Origin of the sequence: Clostridium sp., from assembly GCF_036569345.1 — a bacterium.
Lineage (GTDB): Bacteria > Bacillota > Clostridia > Clostridiales > Clostridiaceae > Clostridium_AD.
The window spans coordinates 42,738-60,019 of record NZ_DATCQT010000142.1 but is presented as its reverse complement, the minus strand read 5'-3'; the positions used below and the strand labels follow the sequence as shown (position 1 = coordinate 60,019).

Annotated in this window: 13 protein-coding genes and 1 riboswitch; of the genes, 9 read left to right on the top strand and 4 right to left on the bottom strand. The window is 29.7% G+C overall.

Annotated features, from left to right (window positions below; translation table 11 throughout):
* Positions 1–198 precede the first annotated feature (198 nt).
* Complete coding sequence (locus VIM70_RS13930) at positions 199–1,701, bottom strand: Ppx/GppA phosphatase family protein (RefSeq protein ID WP_331946370.1); 1,503 nt, start codon at positions 1,699–1,701, stop codon at positions 199–201.
* 231 nt (positions 1,702–1,932) lie between these two features.
* Here VIM70_RS13930 and VIM70_RS13925 point away from each other — a divergent pair, with 231 nt between their 5' ends.
* Together VIM70_RS13925 and VIM70_RS13920 are read left to right on the top strand one after the other, a co-directional pair.
* Positions 1,933–3,474 (top strand): HD domain-containing protein, encoded by a 1,542-nt coding sequence (locus VIM70_RS13925; protein WP_331946369.1) that lies wholly within the window; start codon positions 1,933–1,935, stop codon positions 3,472–3,474.
* 18 nt (positions 3,475–3,492) lie between these two features.
* On the top strand, positions 3,493–5,622 hold the full coding sequence (locus VIM70_RS13920) for an RNA degradosome polyphosphate kinase (RefSeq protein WP_331946368.1): 2,130 nt from the start codon (positions 3,493–3,495) through the stop codon (positions 5,620–5,622).
* Between the two features lie 74 nt (positions 5,623–5,696).
* Here VIM70_RS13920 and VIM70_RS13915 read toward each other — a convergent pair whose 3' ends face one another.
* Positions 5,697–8,687 carry a cation-translocating P-type ATPase gene (locus VIM70_RS13915; RefSeq protein ID WP_331946367.1) on the bottom strand — a complete coding sequence of 997 codons (2,991 nt, stop codon included), beginning with the start codon at positions 8,685–8,687 and terminating at the stop codon, positions 5,697–5,699.
* A 209-nt stretch (positions 8,688–8,896) separates the two neighbouring features.
* On the opposite strand from VIM70_RS13915, the gene VIM70_RS13910 reads away from it, so the two are divergent.
* The 7 genes from VIM70_RS13910 to VIM70_RS13880 all read left to right on the top strand — a co-directional run bounded on the left by VIM70_RS13910 (position 8,897) and on the right by VIM70_RS13880 (position 15,047).
* Entirely contained in the window at positions 8,897–9,340 is a 444-nt protein-coding gene (locus VIM70_RS13910) for a hypothetical protein (protein ID WP_331946365.1), read from the top strand.
* Positions 9,341–9,350: 10 nt separating this feature from the next.
* Positions 9,351–9,590 carry a hypothetical protein gene (locus VIM70_RS13905; RefSeq protein WP_331946364.1) on the top strand — a complete coding sequence of 80 codons (240 nt, stop codon included), beginning with the start codon at positions 9,351–9,353 and terminating at the stop codon, positions 9,588–9,590.
* Between the two features lie 184 nt (positions 9,591–9,774).
* Positions 9,775–10,533: a hypothetical protein gene (locus VIM70_RS13900; RefSeq protein WP_331946363.1), complete on the top strand. Its 759-nt coding sequence runs from the start codon at positions 9,775–9,777 to the stop codon at positions 10,531–10,533.
* A 48-nt stretch (positions 10,534–10,581) separates the two neighbouring features.
* Complete coding sequence (locus VIM70_RS13895) at positions 10,582–11,337, top strand: protein-glutamine gamma-glutamyltransferase (RefSeq protein ID WP_331946362.1); 756 nt, start codon at positions 10,582–10,584, stop codon at positions 11,335–11,337.
* 155 nt (positions 11,338–11,492) lie between these two features.
* Positions 11,493–11,661: riboswitch (M-box (ykoK) riboswitch) on the top strand.
* 205 nt (positions 11,662–11,866) lie between these two features.
* Positions 11,867–13,093 carry a magnesium transporter gene (locus VIM70_RS13890; protein ID WP_331946361.1) on the top strand — a complete coding sequence of 409 codons (1,227 nt, stop codon included), beginning with the start codon at positions 11,867–11,869 and terminating at the stop codon, positions 13,091–13,093.
* Between the two features lie 143 nt (positions 13,094–13,236).
* The gene (locus tag VIM70_RS13885) at positions 13,237–14,256 is read left to right on the top strand and encodes a lysylphosphatidylglycerol synthase transmembrane domain-containing protein (RefSeq protein WP_331946360.1); all 1,020 of its coding nucleotides are present in this window, start codon (positions 13,237–13,239) and stop codon (positions 14,254–14,256) included.
* A 113-nt stretch (positions 14,257–14,369) separates the two neighbouring features.
* Positions 14,370–15,047: a VTT domain-containing protein gene (locus VIM70_RS13880; protein WP_331946359.1), complete on the top strand. Its 678-nt coding sequence runs from the start codon at positions 14,370–14,372 to the stop codon at positions 15,045–15,047.
* Positions 15,048–15,069: 22 nt separating this feature from the next.
* Here the strand turns inward: VIM70_RS13880 and VIM70_RS13875 are convergent, their stop codons facing one another.
* Together VIM70_RS13875 and VIM70_RS13870 are read right to left on the bottom strand one after the other, a co-directional pair.
* Positions 15,070–15,495, bottom strand: coding sequence for a phosphodiester glycosidase family protein (locus VIM70_RS13875; protein ID WP_331946383.1), 426 nt, complete (start codon positions 15,493–15,495; stop codon positions 15,070–15,072).
* A gap of 243 nt (positions 15,496–15,738) precedes the next feature.
* On the bottom strand, positions 15,739–16,959 hold the full coding sequence (locus VIM70_RS13870; RefSeq protein WP_331946358.1) for an amidase domain-containing protein: 1,221 nt from the start codon (positions 16,957–16,959) through the stop codon (positions 15,739–15,741).
* Positions 16,960–17,282 lie beyond the last annotated feature (323 nt).

Below are 17,282 nucleotides of genomic sequence, written 5' to 3'. Positions count from 1 at the left end.
TATATCAAAAAACAGATTAACTAATAAAGTTTATTTAATATAAATATCTCCATATGGTAGACTTCTTATTAATTATAGCCAAACTTTGTGGTAAAAGTATTAAACAATCGTGTGAAATTATGTGAATAAAATATTCAATATAAAAGGCATCTACTTTGAAGTAGTTGCCTTTTTATGTGGATGTTAATATTTTATTATTTATACAATAATTAATTTCTTATGGAATGTTTTTTCAAATGAAGATGCGCAGTCCATTGCTGAACTAATTTCTAGTATCGGATTTGCTGTTGAATCAACGGTAATAGTTACACTATCTAATTCTATATTACAACTAACCATTTTTATATTGCCATTTAAACATTTATCTAGACTTTCACTAATGCGGAGTAATATGCTTAAATTATCTATAATTTTTAGATCTTGATTAGTTATTAAATCTTGATATAACTTTAAATCTATTTTAAATTCATTTTTTCTATGAAGTGCAGCTATATATGCTGCCATTAGTTGTTCTTTATGAGTAAGTCCATTAATTTTAGAGTTTGCAATCATGTAAGAGGAATGTTTATGATGGTCAAAGTAGCTTATAAGAATTCCTATATCATGAAGCATAGCTGCTGTTTTTAATATTTTATATGGGTTTATCGGTATGTTAATAATAGGTTTAAGTTTATTGTATAAGGTTTCAGTTAGTACCCATACATGGCTTGGATGTTTAAGATCTATTCCATAGTTAAGTAAATTGTTTTTTAAAGAAAAATCAAGAACATCAGTTAGAGGTATCTTATTTTTAAAAATATATTCATATATTAAACCATCGCGAAGTCCACTTCCACTAACATGAAGTTCTTTTAAATCAAGGTATTCAATTAAGGAAACTAAAACTGTGGTAGCGCCAACAAAGATATCAGCTCTTTCTTTCGAAAGTCCCTTAAGCTTCTTTCTTTGAGAAGAATTTTTGACTTTGACCTGATTAAAGATACTTATTACCTCATTTGTAGGAATTATGTAATTATGGAGATTATCTATAGGATAATTAGTTTTTCTCTCATGGAGTTTACCAATATTTCTTATAGTACCACCTATCCCAATTACAGGTATGTCTTCAACCTCTTTTAGCCAAGGAATATCTTTATATAGTGAAATTAGAAATCCTTTAATAGCAACTTCACTTTTATCATCCATAGCATTTTGAAGTGAAAACTTTTCTGTGAGGTTTATGGCGCCAAAAGGTAAACTTATAGAAGCTTTTAATTTTCTGTTTTTAACTAAAACTAATTCAGAGCTACTACCACCGATATCCATTATAAGTCCATCGGAAAAATCCATTGTATTTATAGTTCCAAAATAATCATAATAAGCTTCTTCAATACCAGTTAAAACACGAATATCAATAGAAAGTTCTGATTTAACACGGTTCAAAAATTCTATTTGATTAGATGCCCTTCGAACAGCTTCTGTAGCAACAGCTAAGAGTTCACTTACATCTTGAATAATACATAACCGTTTAAAGAAAGCTAAAGTATAAAGAGCACTATTAATTCTAGAAGGACTTAAGCCTCCATCTACTGTCATATCTTTGCCTAAGCGAACACTTTCTTTAATTTCATCTATTACCCTAAAAGAATTGTCTTTGTTTATTTGAATAATTACTAAACGTATTGAATTTGACCCTATATCAATGATGCCTATTTTTTTCATTTCTGTTTTCTCCCTTTATAATGATTTTTTATATCACTTATGTATATAATAGTTAATAGTTATGATATTTACAAGTGTTAATAAATATGACTTTAACATAGAAATATTTTTTTATGGTTAAAGTATAGTTAAGGTTTGGTTAAATAAAATATAGATTATTGTATAAAAACAAGCGTCATAGTAATATCAGAGTATATGTGTAATAATTTTAATAAACAAAGGAGATTTTTTATGAGCATCGTGAGTGCATGGAAAGTAATTGCGGCTATTGATGTAGGTGCTAACTATTTAAAAATGACAATTGGAGAGATAAATACACAAGGTGAAGTGACAATTTTAGAGGATGTAGTAAAACCTACAAAGATAGGTAAAGATACATTTTCTAAAGCGAGAATTTCTGTGCAGACAATACATGAGACCTGTGACGATTTAAAAGGGTTTGTTAGACTTATGAAGGATTACAAAATTAAGTTTTACAAAGCAGTGGCAACTAGTGGTATTCGCGAAGCTGAAAACAAACAGTATGTTTTAGAACAAATAAGACTTAGAACAGGGTTAAATATAGAATCAATAAACATTGCAGAAGAACAATTTTTCATGTTAAAAGCAGTTAGAAACCATTTATATTCGATAAATATTGAAAAAACAGAACAATCTTTAATTGTAAATATTACTTCTGGTGCAGTAGAGACATCAATTTATGAAGGTGGTAAATTGAAGTTTACTGAACATGTTAAAATAGGATCTCTCAGAATAAGAGAAGCTTTATCTGATTTAGAAACAAAGACAATTGAGTTTTCAGAGACTATGGAGCAGTACATAGAAAGTAAGATATATGGACTAAAATCTCAAATTAAAAATTTTGAAATTCATTACTTTTGGGGATTAGGTGGAGAATTGAATACAATTTGTGGAATTATAAGAAAAAAGAAAGGTGTTAATAAGAAAGATTATTATATTAAAAAGGAAGCGTTATTAGCACTTACAAAAGAAATTAGTAATATGGATAATTTTCAAATTAAAACCACTTTTGGACTTTCTAATAAAACAGCAGAACTTCTTCTACCTTCTATACTTATTTTTTATTGTTTTCTTAAAATGACTAAAGCTGAGGGAATTCAAATTCCTAAGTTATCACTAAGGCAAGGAATTCTATATGATTTATCTGACGAAATACTAAATATTCCTCGAAGAAAAGAATTAATAAATGATATCATTAGTTCTGTCTGGTATATAGGGGAAAAATATCAAATCGATAAAGAACATGCGGCTTTTGTTGAAAAATTCTCGCTTGAAATTTTTGATCACACTAAGAGGTTACATAAGTTAGGGGATAGAGAACGGCTTTATTTACAGGTTGCAGCTATACTTCATGATGTGGGTGGTTATATAAGCGCAAATGATCATAATTTACATTCTTATAATATAATAAGAGCGCAGAGTATTATTGGGTTTTCAGATATAGCACTTGAGCTTATCGCAAATGCAACAATGTACCATTCAGAGGATATTCCTACAGTAGATCATAAGAATTATAAATACTTAAGTGATAAAGATAAAATGGTTGTATCTACATTAGCTGCAATATTAAAACTTTCAGAAGCTTTAGATATATCACACATGCAAAAGATAAAAGAAATCAAATTGTTAGGAACTAGGGATAGTATGTTTTTCAATATAAAATCTGAAGGTGATATTATTTTAGAAGAATGGAATTTTTTAAAACATGTGGATTTTTTTGAAGAAGTAATTGGTGTAAAACCAATAATATAAAAGAGGGAGTGCGAAGAAATGACCATTTATTCATTGCCTGAATATTTTATTAGCAGGGAATTAAGCTGGATCCAGTTTAATGAACGTGTACTTGAGGAAGCACAGGATACAACAAATCCATTGTTCGAAAGGTTAAAATTCGCGGCAATTGTAAGCTCAAATTTAGATGAGTTTTTTATGGTAAGAGTTGGTTCATTGTCGGATCAAGTTACAGCTAAATTTGATAAAAAGGACCCATCAGGGCTAACACCTGTGCAGCAAATGAAGCAAATAGGAATATTAGTACATAAACTTGTTTATGATCAATTTAATTGTTATAATCGTTCTTTAAAAAAAGGTCTTAAGAAAGAAAAAATTAGATTTTTAAAATTCAGAGACTTAAGTCAAGAACAGATTAATTATGTTGAAAATTATTACTTGAAAAATATTTTTCCAGTACTTACACCAATGGTGGTTAACCAAAGCAGTCCTTTCCCATTAATATCAAATAAAAGCTTGAATATTGCAGTTCTTCTTAAGGATAATAAGGGTGAAGAAATTTTTGCAACAATAAAAGTTCCTTCTGTTTTTGATAGACTTGTAAAAATTCCAGATGAAGAGGGATTAGCATTTATATTTTTAGAAGATATCATTAAAATGAATTTAGATTCTCTTTTTAGTGGACATGAAATTATAGACGCAAGTTGTTATCGTATTACCAGAAATGCAGATATGGCATTAGATGAAGAAGGTGCAGAAGATTTACTTGAAGCAATTGAGGAATCTATAAAGCAACGTAAATGGGGAGCGGCTGTACGGCTTGAAATAGAAAAAGGCATGAATAGGAAACTTCTTAAAACTCTTGAGAGGGAGCTTGAAATCTCAAAAGAGCAAGAGTATATAATAAATGGTCAGATAGATTTAACTTTTTTAATGAAGATGGGAAGAATTAAGGGTTATGAAAAATTAGAATATGAGCCTATAAAACCACAGTATTCAAAACAGTTTTCTAAGTATAACAATATATTTGAAGCAATTTCAGAGAAAGATATTTTATTACATCATCCATATGAATCCTTTGACCCAATTGTTGAGTTAGTTAAACAAGCGGCCGTAGATCCTGATGTACTTGCTATAAAACATACCTTATACCGTGTAAGTGGAAATTCACCTATTATAGGAGCATTAGTAATGGCTTCAGAGATGGGGAAACAAGTTACAGTATTGGTAGAGTTAAAGGCAAGATTTGATGAAAGAAATAACATAGTTTGGGCAAAGCAATTAGAACAATCAGGATGTCATGTGATTTATGGAGTAGTTGGATTAAAAACACATTGTAAAATACTACTTGTGGTAAGGCGAGAAGAAGATGGAATAAAACGTTATGTTCATATGGGAACAGGAAATTACAATGATGTTACGGCAAAGCTTTATACGGATATAGGTTTATTTACATCAAATCCTTATTTCGGAGCAGATGCATCTGCCCTATTTAATATGCTCTCTGGGAATTCTAAGCCCACATCATTATATAAATTTAGTCTAGCTCCATTACAGTTAAGAGAGAGATTTTTACATATGATACTTGAGGAAGCTGAGAACGCTAAAAAAGGAAAAAAGGCTAGAATTATTGTAAAGCTAAATTCATTAGTTGATATTGAAATTATTGAAACCCTATATAAAGCTTCAACTATGGGAGTGCAAATCGATCTAATTGTACGTGGTATTTGTTGCCTTAAACCAGGAATACAAGGCATAAGTGAAAATATTTCTGTTAGGAGTATTGTAGGAAGATTTTTAGAACATAGTCGTATTTTTTATTTTTATAACGATGGTCAGGAAGACATTTATTTATCTAGTGCAGATTGGATGACTAGAAACTTAGATCGAAGAGTGGAACTTTTATTTCCAATTGAAGATCATAAGGCAAGGAATAGAATAAAAGAAATTTTAGATGTTTCTTTATTTGACACGGAAAAAGCTAGAATTTTAAATAGTGATGGAATTTATACAAGAATTGATAGAAGAGGAAAAGAACAAATCAATAGCCAGAAGGCATTTTACGATCTTGTACTTCAAAAGGATAATAATATTAAGGAGAAAATCCGCAATATGAAGGAAAATTGGGAAGAAAACGGATTCGTTCCAAAGGTATCTGAAAAAAATTAAAATAGAAAATATATAAGATACAAATAAAAATGGAGGATAGATTCAAAATCTATCCTTCATTTTTATTATTTATTTTACTTTACCCGACTCAAGCTTGATAGCATGCTTATTGATGCCAATTCAGTAACCCTTAGAGGTACCATTTTAAAAAAAGAATTTATAAATGGTATGTAAATTGTACCTGCGAGCATTGCTATAGAAGAAAGGGCAGCTATATTCATATATTTATTAGACAATTTATCACCAGATTTGCAATCATAAACATTAATAATATGTGTAACAATAAGATTAGTAAAAGCTAAAGTTCTTGCTTTGTTGATACCTAAACCTAAAAGCATGGCACCTTCAAATGCGGTAAAGGTTGTGAGCCCTATACCTATACTTCTTTTTGCAATATTTACCCCTAATTTTCTATCAATTAGGGGTGCATCTAGTTTTAATGGTTTTTCAAACATAACATCTTCTGAAGATGCTTCTATAGCTAGTGGCGCACCTAAGATTGTTTCACAAATAACATTCATAAAAAGAAGCTGTATAGAAACTAATGGCAGTATACCTATAGTTGCTGAAGTTATTAGCAGAGCTAATATTTCTCCAATGCTTCCTGTAATTAAATATTTTGTAGCATTTCTGATTTTGTTTGTAACATTACGACCTTCTTCTATTGCGGCAACTATAGTTGAAAAGTTATCATCAACCAAAGTTATATCTGCAACATCCTTTGCTATGTCACTACCATTACCACCCATTGCAATTCCTATATTTGCTTCCTTTATTGCAGGTGCATCATTAACACCATCACCCGTCATTGCAACCACATAACCTAATTTTTTTAATGCCAAAACTATTCTATGTTTTTGTTCAGGGGAGGTTCTGGCAAAAACTTCGATTTTATCAATAGTACTATCAAGTTCCTCCTTTGACATTTGGTCAAGTTCTAATCCTGAAATTACAATTCCATCAGTTAGTAGATCAAGCTGTTTTCCAAGGGCGGCAGCAGTATTTTTATTATCACCAGTTATCATAACAACCTTAATACCGGCACGATGACATTTTTTTATTGATTCTTTTACACCATCTCTTGGTGGATCCTCCATACCTACGAGTCCAATGAAAACAAAATTTTTATGAATACTTCGGTCTCCATTTTCAGTAGTTATATTTTTATATCCGAAAGCTATTACTCTTAAAGCTTCATCTCCCATTTCTTCGCTTACTTCCCTAACCCTTTTCTTGTCGTCAGAGGTAAGAAGTCTTTCTTCACCATTAACAATGATTGTTTTGCACTGTTCTAAAATTATAGTTAGTGAACCTTTACAGTAAGCAACTTTTCCATTAGGAGAATCAACTACTACAGTCATATACCTTTTTGAACTATCAAATGGAATTTCTTTTATTCTATGGTAATCCTCATTTAAACATTCCTCATCAATATTATATTTTCTTGCAACTGAGAGTAATGCTCCTTCAGTAGGGTCTCCATGAACAGACCATTTGGAGTCATTGCAGTTATTAAGCTTTGAGTTATTACATAACACACCAGCAATAAGTAACTTTTTTAAAGTGTTCGTGGCTAGTGGGGAGCCTTCTAATAATTCTATTGAGCCTACAGGGCTATAACCACTACCACTAACTGAAAAAATTGCATTGTCAGTAAATATTTTTTTTACAGTCATTTCATTCATGGTTAAGGTACCTGTTTTATCACAGCAGATTACATTTGCAGAACCTAAAGCTTCAACAGCAGGTAACTTTCTAACTATCGCATTTTTTTCAGACATTTTTTGAACGCTTAATGACATAGCAACAGCAACTATTGCAGGAAGACTTTCTGGAATAGCTGAAAGAGAAAAGCCTATACCTATGGTTAATACCTCAGCAATACCACTTCCCATAAATATAGCTGCACTGCCTACACCCACAAAAATTATTAAACATATTTTCGTTATCTTGTTTGTGAATTTTTCCATTTTAGTTTGCAATGGAGTTTTTTGATCTTTGATATCTTGTAATATTGATGCTATCTTACCAATTCTAGAATTCATTCCCGTGGTCACTACGATAGCTTTTGCTCTTCCAGAAAGAACATTAGTACCCATATATACCATGTTAAATCTGTCTGCTAGTTCTGTAGTAATATCACAAATTTCATTTGTCTTGCAAATTGGTAAACATTCTCCTGTTAGAGATGCTTCATTAGTTTTGAAATCATAACATCTCAATAATCTTGAATCAGCGGGTACTTTATCACCTGCTTCAAGATAAATAATATCACCAGGAACCAAATATCTAGATTCTATCTCTTTTTCTATTCCATCTCTTTTGGTTTTAGCGTTATGAACGAGCATATTTTTTAAAGAATACAGAGATTTTTCAGCCTTTTGTTGATGTACAGTACTTAAGGAGGTCTCCATAAGGACTATTATTAGTACCACTACCCCATCAACTACTTGACCTATTACAAAGGAAAACAAACTAACTCCAAGAAGTAGCTTTGATGAAAAACTATTAATATTTTTAATGAATTTGGATATAATGGATTTTTCTTTTTGTTTAGACAATACATTTAATCCATATTCTGTTATTTTTTGTTTAGCCACTTTGTTAGAAAGTCCTTTACTAGAATTACTTAATAGATTTTTAATTATTTCATGCTCATCCATGGAGTGCCAACAATCAGTGCATCCATGTTGATCAGAAATCTTTTCGTATTCAAAAGTTTTAAGGAGAGATAGTTCTCCACTAAATTCTTCAGTGAATTTTCTATTACTAATATCGATTATGTTATTACTAACACTTTTTGTTCTCTTTATTAAATAAAGTTTTAATGTCTTTTCTATATCATTCCGGCTAATAATATTCTCATTAAAAAGTATAAGAATTTTTCCCGTAATATAATTTCCGCTTATTCCAACTATTCCTTTGACAATTTGCATATACGTAACTAATTTTTCTGCTTCATCCTCATTTCTATAGATTAGCCTTACAGGAATGCGAACTCTTGTATACAATAATTCTTTAGATGAAGTAGTATTTTTTTGTTTATTTAACAAGATAGGTTGCATTTTAAATCCCCTTTTTTGGTTTAGTTGAATGTCATAACTTAGTATGTCACTATTTAAGGAAATTATTACATATTTTTTCCCTTATTAAAAATTTAGATTGGTGAATTATTGTGAAAAGTAAAATATAGGCATCTGTTTTTTTATTAAGAATATTTTAATTTTAAATGGTAAATAATATGATTGAATATAAATAATAGGGAGAGATGATTGTGATGGAAGAAACTATGAATAAGGATAAACTTCAAAATGAAATTAATGAGTTAAGACAAAAATATGACACACTACTTAAAGATGTAAAATGCCTTGAGGACAATAAAAATAATATGAAAGAGAAAGTTGAAAACTCTTATGAAGCCGTGCAGAATATCAGTGAAAATATAGAAAATGTTATGAATGAATTAAACAATTTGAAGAGTGAATATGAGAATAGAGTATCAAATAATATAGACAATGAAGAAAAAATGAATTTTTCAATGAAAAAAATGTTTATTAATCCCTTAAGGAAAATTGCTGTAGGAACTATACAATCTGCTTTTCTAATGATGGACAAAACAATGGAAGGAATGTCAAATGCAAAAGAGGGTTTTGAAGACATAGTGGCTGAGGCTCAATACCAAAATAAGAAGAAGCACATGGAAGAAACCGATAATTAAGGAGAGTAGAATGAATTCATTAGATATAAACCCGATTACAAGATCTTTAGATGATATCCAAGAAAATATATTAAAGGTTATCACTTCGTCTTTAGAAGAAATCAAAGAGGATTCGTTAAAAGAAAAAGAGATAACAGCTCTTTGGGTAAAACACATATCCAAAATAAGTGATTTTTTGTTTTTAGAAAGTGAACGAACTGGGAACAAGGAAATTTATAAGAAATTAGTAAAAAGTATGATATTTAAGTAAAATACCAGGGGATACCTTATATAAAATAAAATATAGATAATAGGGAATATGATGCAGATGAATAAAATCATCTGTTTTTTTGCTCCTTCAATATAATATCTTTAACATAATGGTTAGATTGATAATATTATATAATATGGTTATTTGTATTGAAAATCAAAATATAAATGAAGGGGGCGATTATATGTGCTTAGATGATGTAAACACCTCAAGTTTTTCAAATATTCAATATTTATATTCTAATTATAGGGAAATACCTTATCATGTTTTGAAAGATTTGTTTGAAAGAGGCATAACTCAGCAAGGGCTAAGCAATAAAGGTGATGAATTTTTAGATGGTACCTCAATACTTTTAATAAAGATTTATAATGATAAAACAATTTTGCCTGCTATAGTAGACATGATTTTTTATAGAAACAGGAAAGGTCTTTTTACTCATGATTTAATTTGGACTTTTTTTCAAGCAAAAGATCCCTATAGCTTAATGTTAATCGCAAATTACTTAAATTCAGAGGACGTAAATGATGTTAAATTAGCATACCAACTTTTAGAATTTGCACCTTCCATAGATATAACTATGGAAAAAGATAATAAAAAACAATATATAGATTTTTTTTACTGGATTAAAGAGAATTATCCATTTTTATATTTTACAGGGGAAAGTTTTCAAAGAACAAGTAAGCCTAAACCCTATATCATAGCTTTAGATGCTAAATATCTGTGCAGGGATGTATCACTTTATACTGGAAAACCATTCATACCATACACTAAAAATGAAAACAACTTGTTAAGTTATTTTAATAACTTAGATGAATATAATAAGATGTTGCTATCAAATTTCTCACGTAGGATTCATTATAAAAATATATACTTATGGAAATCATGGATTAACTATTCCATAACTAATCAAATAAGCATTGCAGAAGCTAGGTTTAGAGATTAGGGATTAATAATTGTTAATCCCTATATCATGAATAGAGGAGAGTAGTAAATGATCATAATTTCTAATAATATCATTAAAGTTGATTCTTTTATAAATGAATATAAACCAAATAGTATTGAAAGAGATATTATTACGAAGATAGATTTAAGCAAAGAACGGTATGAGTATAATTCATTAAATCAATTGAAGTTTGAGTTAGAATTGCGAGGAAATATTGTTATTGCTGCTAAAAATATGGATAAAGGCGATATGTCATTTGAAACCTTTCGTAAATCAATGTGCAATCTTGATTATTGGGATCGAACTGAGGAAGGTGGATTTATATTAAAAAAAGGTATAACTCCAAGTGCTGCTATTGAGGACATTTCTATAAATAGTTCTAAATATGGTACTGAATGTGCTACCGCAATAATTATTATTTATTATCAAGCATTGCTTAAAATATTTTCTGATAAACTTTTTAATGAATTATTTCCCGAAATACATTTAATGAATTGGCATTATATAGATAATTTGCTTGAAGATGCGGGTTATATAGAAAAACGAGATGATTATTTACCAGGGGATAGAAGATATTTTTATAATCCTGATGTAAATCCATTAAAGCCTGAATGGCAAGGAGAAAATGTTATAGATATAGGTGACGGAGATTATTTTGGACATGGAATAGGGATAGGAAATGCAGATGAAATAATTAGTGTATTAGATGAATTTAGAATAGAGAAGGCAAAAATATCCGCTAATTTATTAGATGAGGCTGCACGATTGGATTTTAAAGCTTTAGCTGATATATATTATAAATAGCTTAATCACTAACAGGAGTTTATTCTACAATTATATTTCTTAAATATTTGGATATATTATAATTTACATTTAAATGAATTTGAAAATCATTGACAATATTGTAATTGACGCATAGTATGTTATTATAAGAAAAATATTAATTAAAAATTATAATTTAATATTCTTGTTAGGTGAGGTTACTGTATAAGACACACGCTACTGCCCAGAAATGTCGAGAGACGCCAACGGGTCAGCAGGTATTACCGGATTAAGGTTTTACTTAATGTAGCTGAGTATCAAATCTCTAAGCTGTACAGTGCTAAAACTCAACGAGTGGAGATGAGCTAGTTTTTCCGCGCTTTTATTTATTACGCACATTAATCTCTTCACTTCGTTGTGAAGAGATTTTTTTATTTTAATTTTAGGAGAGTGATTATTTAATGGACAGTGGTCCCAAGCAAATAAAAAATTTAATATATTGGAAGGGATGTCACTCTATAAAACTATTTTACAGGTGGTTTTGCATCCCTTTCTAAAAGGAGGATGCAATATGAAAAATAACTTTTATCTAAGCAGAATTTTGGGGAATAAAGTATATTCTCCAGATATGAAAGTAATCGGAAAACTAAGTGATCTAGGCATTATAAATGAATTAAAAAGTCCTCATGTAACTACTGCAAAAATAAAGACAAATAATGGAATTAAAGACTACAACTTTAAATATTTTTCAATTACAAAACAAAAGGGGCAGTATCTTTTAGTTTGTAACAAAATTGAAGAATATACTTCGACTAATACATTATTTTTAAGAAAGCATATCTTAGATCAACAGATTATAGATGTTAATGGAAGAAAAGTAGTTCGTGTAAATGATATTTCACTATCATATTTAGAAAAAGGAGCTTATGTAGTTGCTGTTGACATTGGCATAGATGGTCTTTTAAGAAGAATTGGAATCGCTAAACCACTTAAGATATTAGGTCTTAAGATTTCTGCTAAGCTGATGTTATGGAATGATGTAGAGGCTGTTGTAACATCTAATGAAAATATTGTTTTATCAAAAACCTATGATTCTCTATCTATTCTTCACCCTTCTGACTTAGCTGATATTATTGAAGATTTTGATGCGAAAACTGGTCTTACTATTTTTTCATCACTAGATAATGCAACTGCTGCAGATGTTTTAGAACAAATGGAAGAAGAGGCACAAGTTAGTTTCATTGAAAGTCTATCTGCAGATAAAGCTGCGGATGTTTTAGAAGAAATGCCAGCGGATGAAGCTGCAGATATTCTTGATGGTATGAAGGACGAAAAGGTAGAAGAACTGCTTAATAGCATGGAAAAAGAAGCTTCAGACGAAATTAGAGAATTGTTAGGATATGATTCTAAAGCAGTTGGCAGTCTTATGAGCACGGATTTTGTATCTTTTAAAAACAATGAAACTATAAATGAGGCAATTGAAAGTTTAAGGAAGCTAAAACCTGAAGAAGATGAATTATTCAGCCTTTATGTAGTAGATGAAAATGACAAATTAATAGGAACTCTTTCCCTAAGAGACCTAATCATTTCTGAACCAACTAGCAAAATAGGTGATATTATGAACAAAAAATTCAAATCGATGTTTGATACAGATAGTATCAATGATTTGATAAAAAATGTTTCAAAATACAATCTTGTAGCTATTCCTGTTACAGATAACGACATGAAGTTACTGGGTAATGTTATAATAAATGATATTATTTATGAATTGCTTAAAAACAAAAGAAAGATTAGTTAAAAGAGGTATAATATGAGTGAAATGCAAATATAAAAATAATATTAGAAATTTGATGCATACTAACATTGTTACTAAGTTAATTTCATTAAACTAAATTGCAAGTTTTAAGTTGTATTACAATATAGAATAGTCAGGAGATTTTTATGAAAAACAAAATATTCAATATAGCAGTTTTTATAGTATCTACAGTAATGTTACTATACTTTTTCTTATATAAAAATGGTTTAAACCAATTAATTAGTGTAATTAGGATAATAGACACCTCATGGATATTAGTTGCAATTATGTTAATGCTTATTTATTGGATTTTAGAAACATTGATATTACATGAGTTGACACGGATACTTTTTTCAGGACGAAAATTCTGGAAATCTATAAAAGCTGCTATGGTTGGTCAACTTTTTGGAGCTATAACACCACTTCAGACAGGTGCTCAACCTGCAATTTATTACGCTTTAGTGGAGAGTAGTATAGATTCAGGTTCAGCTAGCTCTATTTTAATGATGAAATTTATTATTCATCAGACAATTTTGACAGTATATTCATTTATTATTATAGTTTTAAAGTTTAATTATTTTAAATCAATGATATCTTATCTTTCTTATTTGTGCATTTTAGGATTCGGATTTAATTTAGCAATTATCTTAATTGCAGTTATGTTTTCTGTAAATAAAAAATTTACTAGGAGTTTATTACTCAATATTCTTAAATTTTTAATGAAAGTAAAATTAGTAAAGGATGTGGGGGGGTATAAACATAAAATTGATAAGAATCTAGTGGACTTTCATAATAACGCCGCTTTGATTGCTAAAAATTATAAGGCGGTTATAAAGGTTGCTATTATTAATACAATTCAACTCACAGTGTTTTATGTAATACCATATTGCATCTATAGAAGCTTTAAATTACAGTCCGCTACTCTTTGGAATATGCTAGCAGCACAAACCTTAGTAATGACGATAGTATCAATAACTCCACTTCCAGGAGGAATAGGTGGGGCTGAGGGCGGATTTGCTTTGCTCTTTAAGGCGTTTTTTAAAGAAAACATATTTCCAGCAATTATTCTATGGAGAATTATAACCTTCTATTCATGTATAGGGATAGGTGCATTGTTTTCAATCCACTTACCAAGAAATACAATTAAAGATGATGATAAATTGTAAGCTATTATTGTTAAGTTTAGTTTAAAGTTTTTTAATCTGTTTTTAATCTTACATATATATAATAGAAAATATAGGAAAATATATAGATGTGTTGTATAACGGAAGGGGAAAACATGGATATTTTAATCAACTTTATAAATGGAATAATGCATATTGATAAGTATTTAGGGTTACTAATACAGCAGTATGGGGTATTAACTTATGTTATTCTGTTTTTAATCATATTTATTGAAACTGGATTGGTTGTTGTGCCATTTTTGCCTGGCGACTCAATGCTGTTTGCAGCAGGAGCACTAGCAGGAATTGGATCAATGAATATATTTGCTCTTTTAGTTGTAGTGTATCTTGCAGCAGTACTTGGAGATACCGCTAATTATCATATTGGTAAAAAGATTGGGAAAAAGATATTAGAGAAAGAAGAAGTAAGGTTTATTAATAAAGATCATTTGCTAAAAGCTCAGAGGTTCTATGAAAAGCATGGCTCAATGGCAATAGTTATAGGAAGATTTATTCCTATAATTAGAACCTTTGTACCTTTTGTAGCTGGCATTGGAGAAATGAATTACTCAAAATTTATTCCTTACAATATGATTGGTGGAGGATTATGGGTAAGTTTATTTTTAGGTGGGGGTTACTTTTTTGGTAATCTAACTTTTATAAAAAATCATTTTTCTTATATGCTAATAGCAATAATAATTATTTCATTACTGCCAGTACTTATAGTTATTATAAAAGAAAAGAGAAAGAAAGATGAAAATGGAGAAAATGAGATCCGAAATACAGAAATCTGATATTTGAATTATAGAATATTGGCTAATAAGAAAAAGGATGGGGCTCATGAGAAAAATAAAAAAGTGTGATACTATTTAACTCTCTACCATCAATGACTAATAATAATATTGCTCCATCTTTTCTTTGTGCAATACAAGTTCTAGGTGCAATGCCCCAGCCCCCATCACCCTTAGTTATAGTTTTTCGTCCATTAACTATTATGGCTGGTCCAAATGATACTGCTTCAGTTACCCCAAAATCTTTCATTTCTTTAATAGAATACGGACCAACTAAAAGCTTGCCCAATTTAGTAAATGCTACACATTCTCTTTTTTGATTTTCATCTTTCATATCAACATAAACAATTTTTCCATTAGATATTATAACCCCAGCTGGATTTGCTCCAATACCTGTTAAAAGAGATCCAGAAGTTTTATCTGTAAAAGCACCACCATTAATTGCTGCAATGGCGTTATTATCTTTTGCAATATCACTAGTAAGCTCCCCCTCCTTGCCAAGCTTATTGCTGTAACCTACTTTTAATCTAGTCGGGTCATTAACTAATGTAGAGAAAAGGTAATAAATTAAAATTTTAGCATGGAATATTGAGTTAAGAATATAAACCTATAAATTTATTTTAATAAAAATAAAAATAAATAGTACCATTGAGCAAGTAAGATTATATTGTATTCAATGGTACTATATTTTAAACTATTTTACATGTATTAAGTAGAAATTAATATTTTTATCTCCCCAGCCTAAGTCCCAAGGCACATGATACCTGTCAATAGTGTGGGTATTAACAAGAGGATAACCATGAGAATCAAAACCAGTAACTATAGCAAAATGATCGATATCTCGACCTTTGGCATAACATATAACATCGCCTAAATCCACTTTTTGTATAACACCACATGGATAGCCAGGAATAGGAGAAATTAATTCTTTAAATGTTCCTTTTCCTAGTACTTTACCTCTGCCACTATAAAGCAAATAATTTTTGAAAGCATCTGCATTAACCCATGCTGAGCTTCCGTCAGATCCATTATATTTTCTGTAAGTAGTGTGCCAAGTGCCATCAAATCTAAGACCACCACCTTCTTTATCTCCAATTGATTGAGATACATAATTGGTACAATTTCCACCAATGCCGGAATAGTTTGTGTATCTTTTATTATACTTTGTTGAGTTTCCACTTGCCCATGGTATTCCACAATATTTATCAGCATATTTAACAGCATTTACTTTGTCATAATGACCCTTAGCAACAACCTTGTCTTCAGATGGCATTTTAGGACAACTTCCTAGGGTATAAATAGGTTCTTTAAAAGCATTAGATTTGAAGTCTTTCATTTCTCCTAAATATGATTTTAATGCATCTTCAAAGCAATCTAAATACCAATCAGAATAAATTATCCATTTTTCATCTTTTTTTATTAATTCCATAGAGTGTGTTAACCCTACTCCAAAAATATTTGTAGTGGGCGTTACATCATTTTTGTAAGTATACTGAAACTTATAATATTCATCCACCAATAAGCGAAGACCTCTTTGGGTATTTGTTATTTTTCTTATTTTGGGAGTAGATTCAACTTTTATAAAATTCATACCTCTTTGACTTGACCAATCATTAAAATAACTAAATCGTTTCACTTCATGCTCTAAGCTCCATTTTCCAAGTTTTTGAGAGGTATCAAAATAATTAGGGAGTTTAGTAAGATCGCTTGTAATAAACATGGAGCAACGTTCTTTATAAATATCTTCTATTACTTTAGTAACTTCAGTTTTTTCGGAATCCACTAAAGCTATTGTAGAAATAGTTTTATCTTTATTGGTGTAAAAATTATCGAGTTTATAGAAATATAAACTCGATAAAAATATAAAAAACAAAACAATGATAGAAGTACTAATTTTGTAATTATCTTTTTTCATGAATTAATACACCTCCAAGTTATATCTGATGGTAGAGCAAAGTAATAAAGTATATAAGGATAATAAATACAAATTTTAAATTATACTTATTCTATAACCCTATCAGTGGGCAATTTTGATAAAATAGGATGATCCTAAGTATGATTTCCAATTGAATGTCCTTCACTAACAATAAGACGAACTATCACATAATTTTAGTTTTTACATAATAAAAAATAATATAAGCAGTATTATTTTCTTAAAAAATAATAATTAGCCAATGAAGTTATTTAAAGGTCACATTATGGTAGTTTTAAACACATTTTTTTTATTTGGAACATATT

Bases quoted from the DNA above. Each gene is read 5' to 3' on its own strand.
- VIM70_RS13895 (WP_331946362.1), top strand. From the start codon at position 10,582: ATGATCATAATTTCTAATAATATCATTAAAGTTGATTCTTTTATAAAT.
- VIM70_RS13915 (WP_331946367.1), bottom strand. From the start codon at position 8,687: ATGCAACCTATCTTGTTAAATAAACAAAAAAATACTACTTCATCTAAA.
- VIM70_RS13920 (WP_331946368.1), top strand. From the start codon at position 3,493: ATGACCATTTATTCATTGCCTGAATATTTTATTAGCAGGGAATTAAGC.
- VIM70_RS13890 (WP_331946361.1), top strand. From the start codon at position 11,867: ATGAAAAATAACTTTTATCTAAGCAGAATTTTGGGGAATAAAGTATAT.
- VIM70_RS13930 (WP_331946370.1), bottom strand. From the start codon at position 1,701: ATGAAAAAAATAGGCATCATTGATATAGGGTCAAATTCAATACGTTTA.
- VIM70_RS13925 (WP_331946369.1), top strand. From the start codon at position 1,933: ATGAGCATCGTGAGTGCATGGAAAGTAATTGCGGCTATTGATGTAGGT.
- VIM70_RS13905 (WP_331946364.1), top strand. From the start codon at position 9,351: ATGAATTCATTAGATATAAACCCGATTACAAGATCTTTAGATGATATC.
- VIM70_RS13880 (WP_331946359.1), top strand. From the start codon at position 14,370: ATGGATATTTTAATCAACTTTATAAATGGAATAATGCATATTGATAAG.
- VIM70_RS13885 (WP_331946360.1), top strand. From the start codon at position 13,237: ATGAAAAACAAAATATTCAATATAGCAGTTTTTATAGTATCTACAGTA.
- VIM70_RS13900 (WP_331946363.1), top strand. From the start codon at position 9,775: ATGTGCTTAGATGATGTAAACACCTCAAGTTTTTCAAATATTCAATAT.
- VIM70_RS13870 (WP_331946358.1), bottom strand. From the start codon at position 16,959: ATGAAAAAAGATAATTACAAAATTAGTACTTCTATCATTGTTTTGTTT.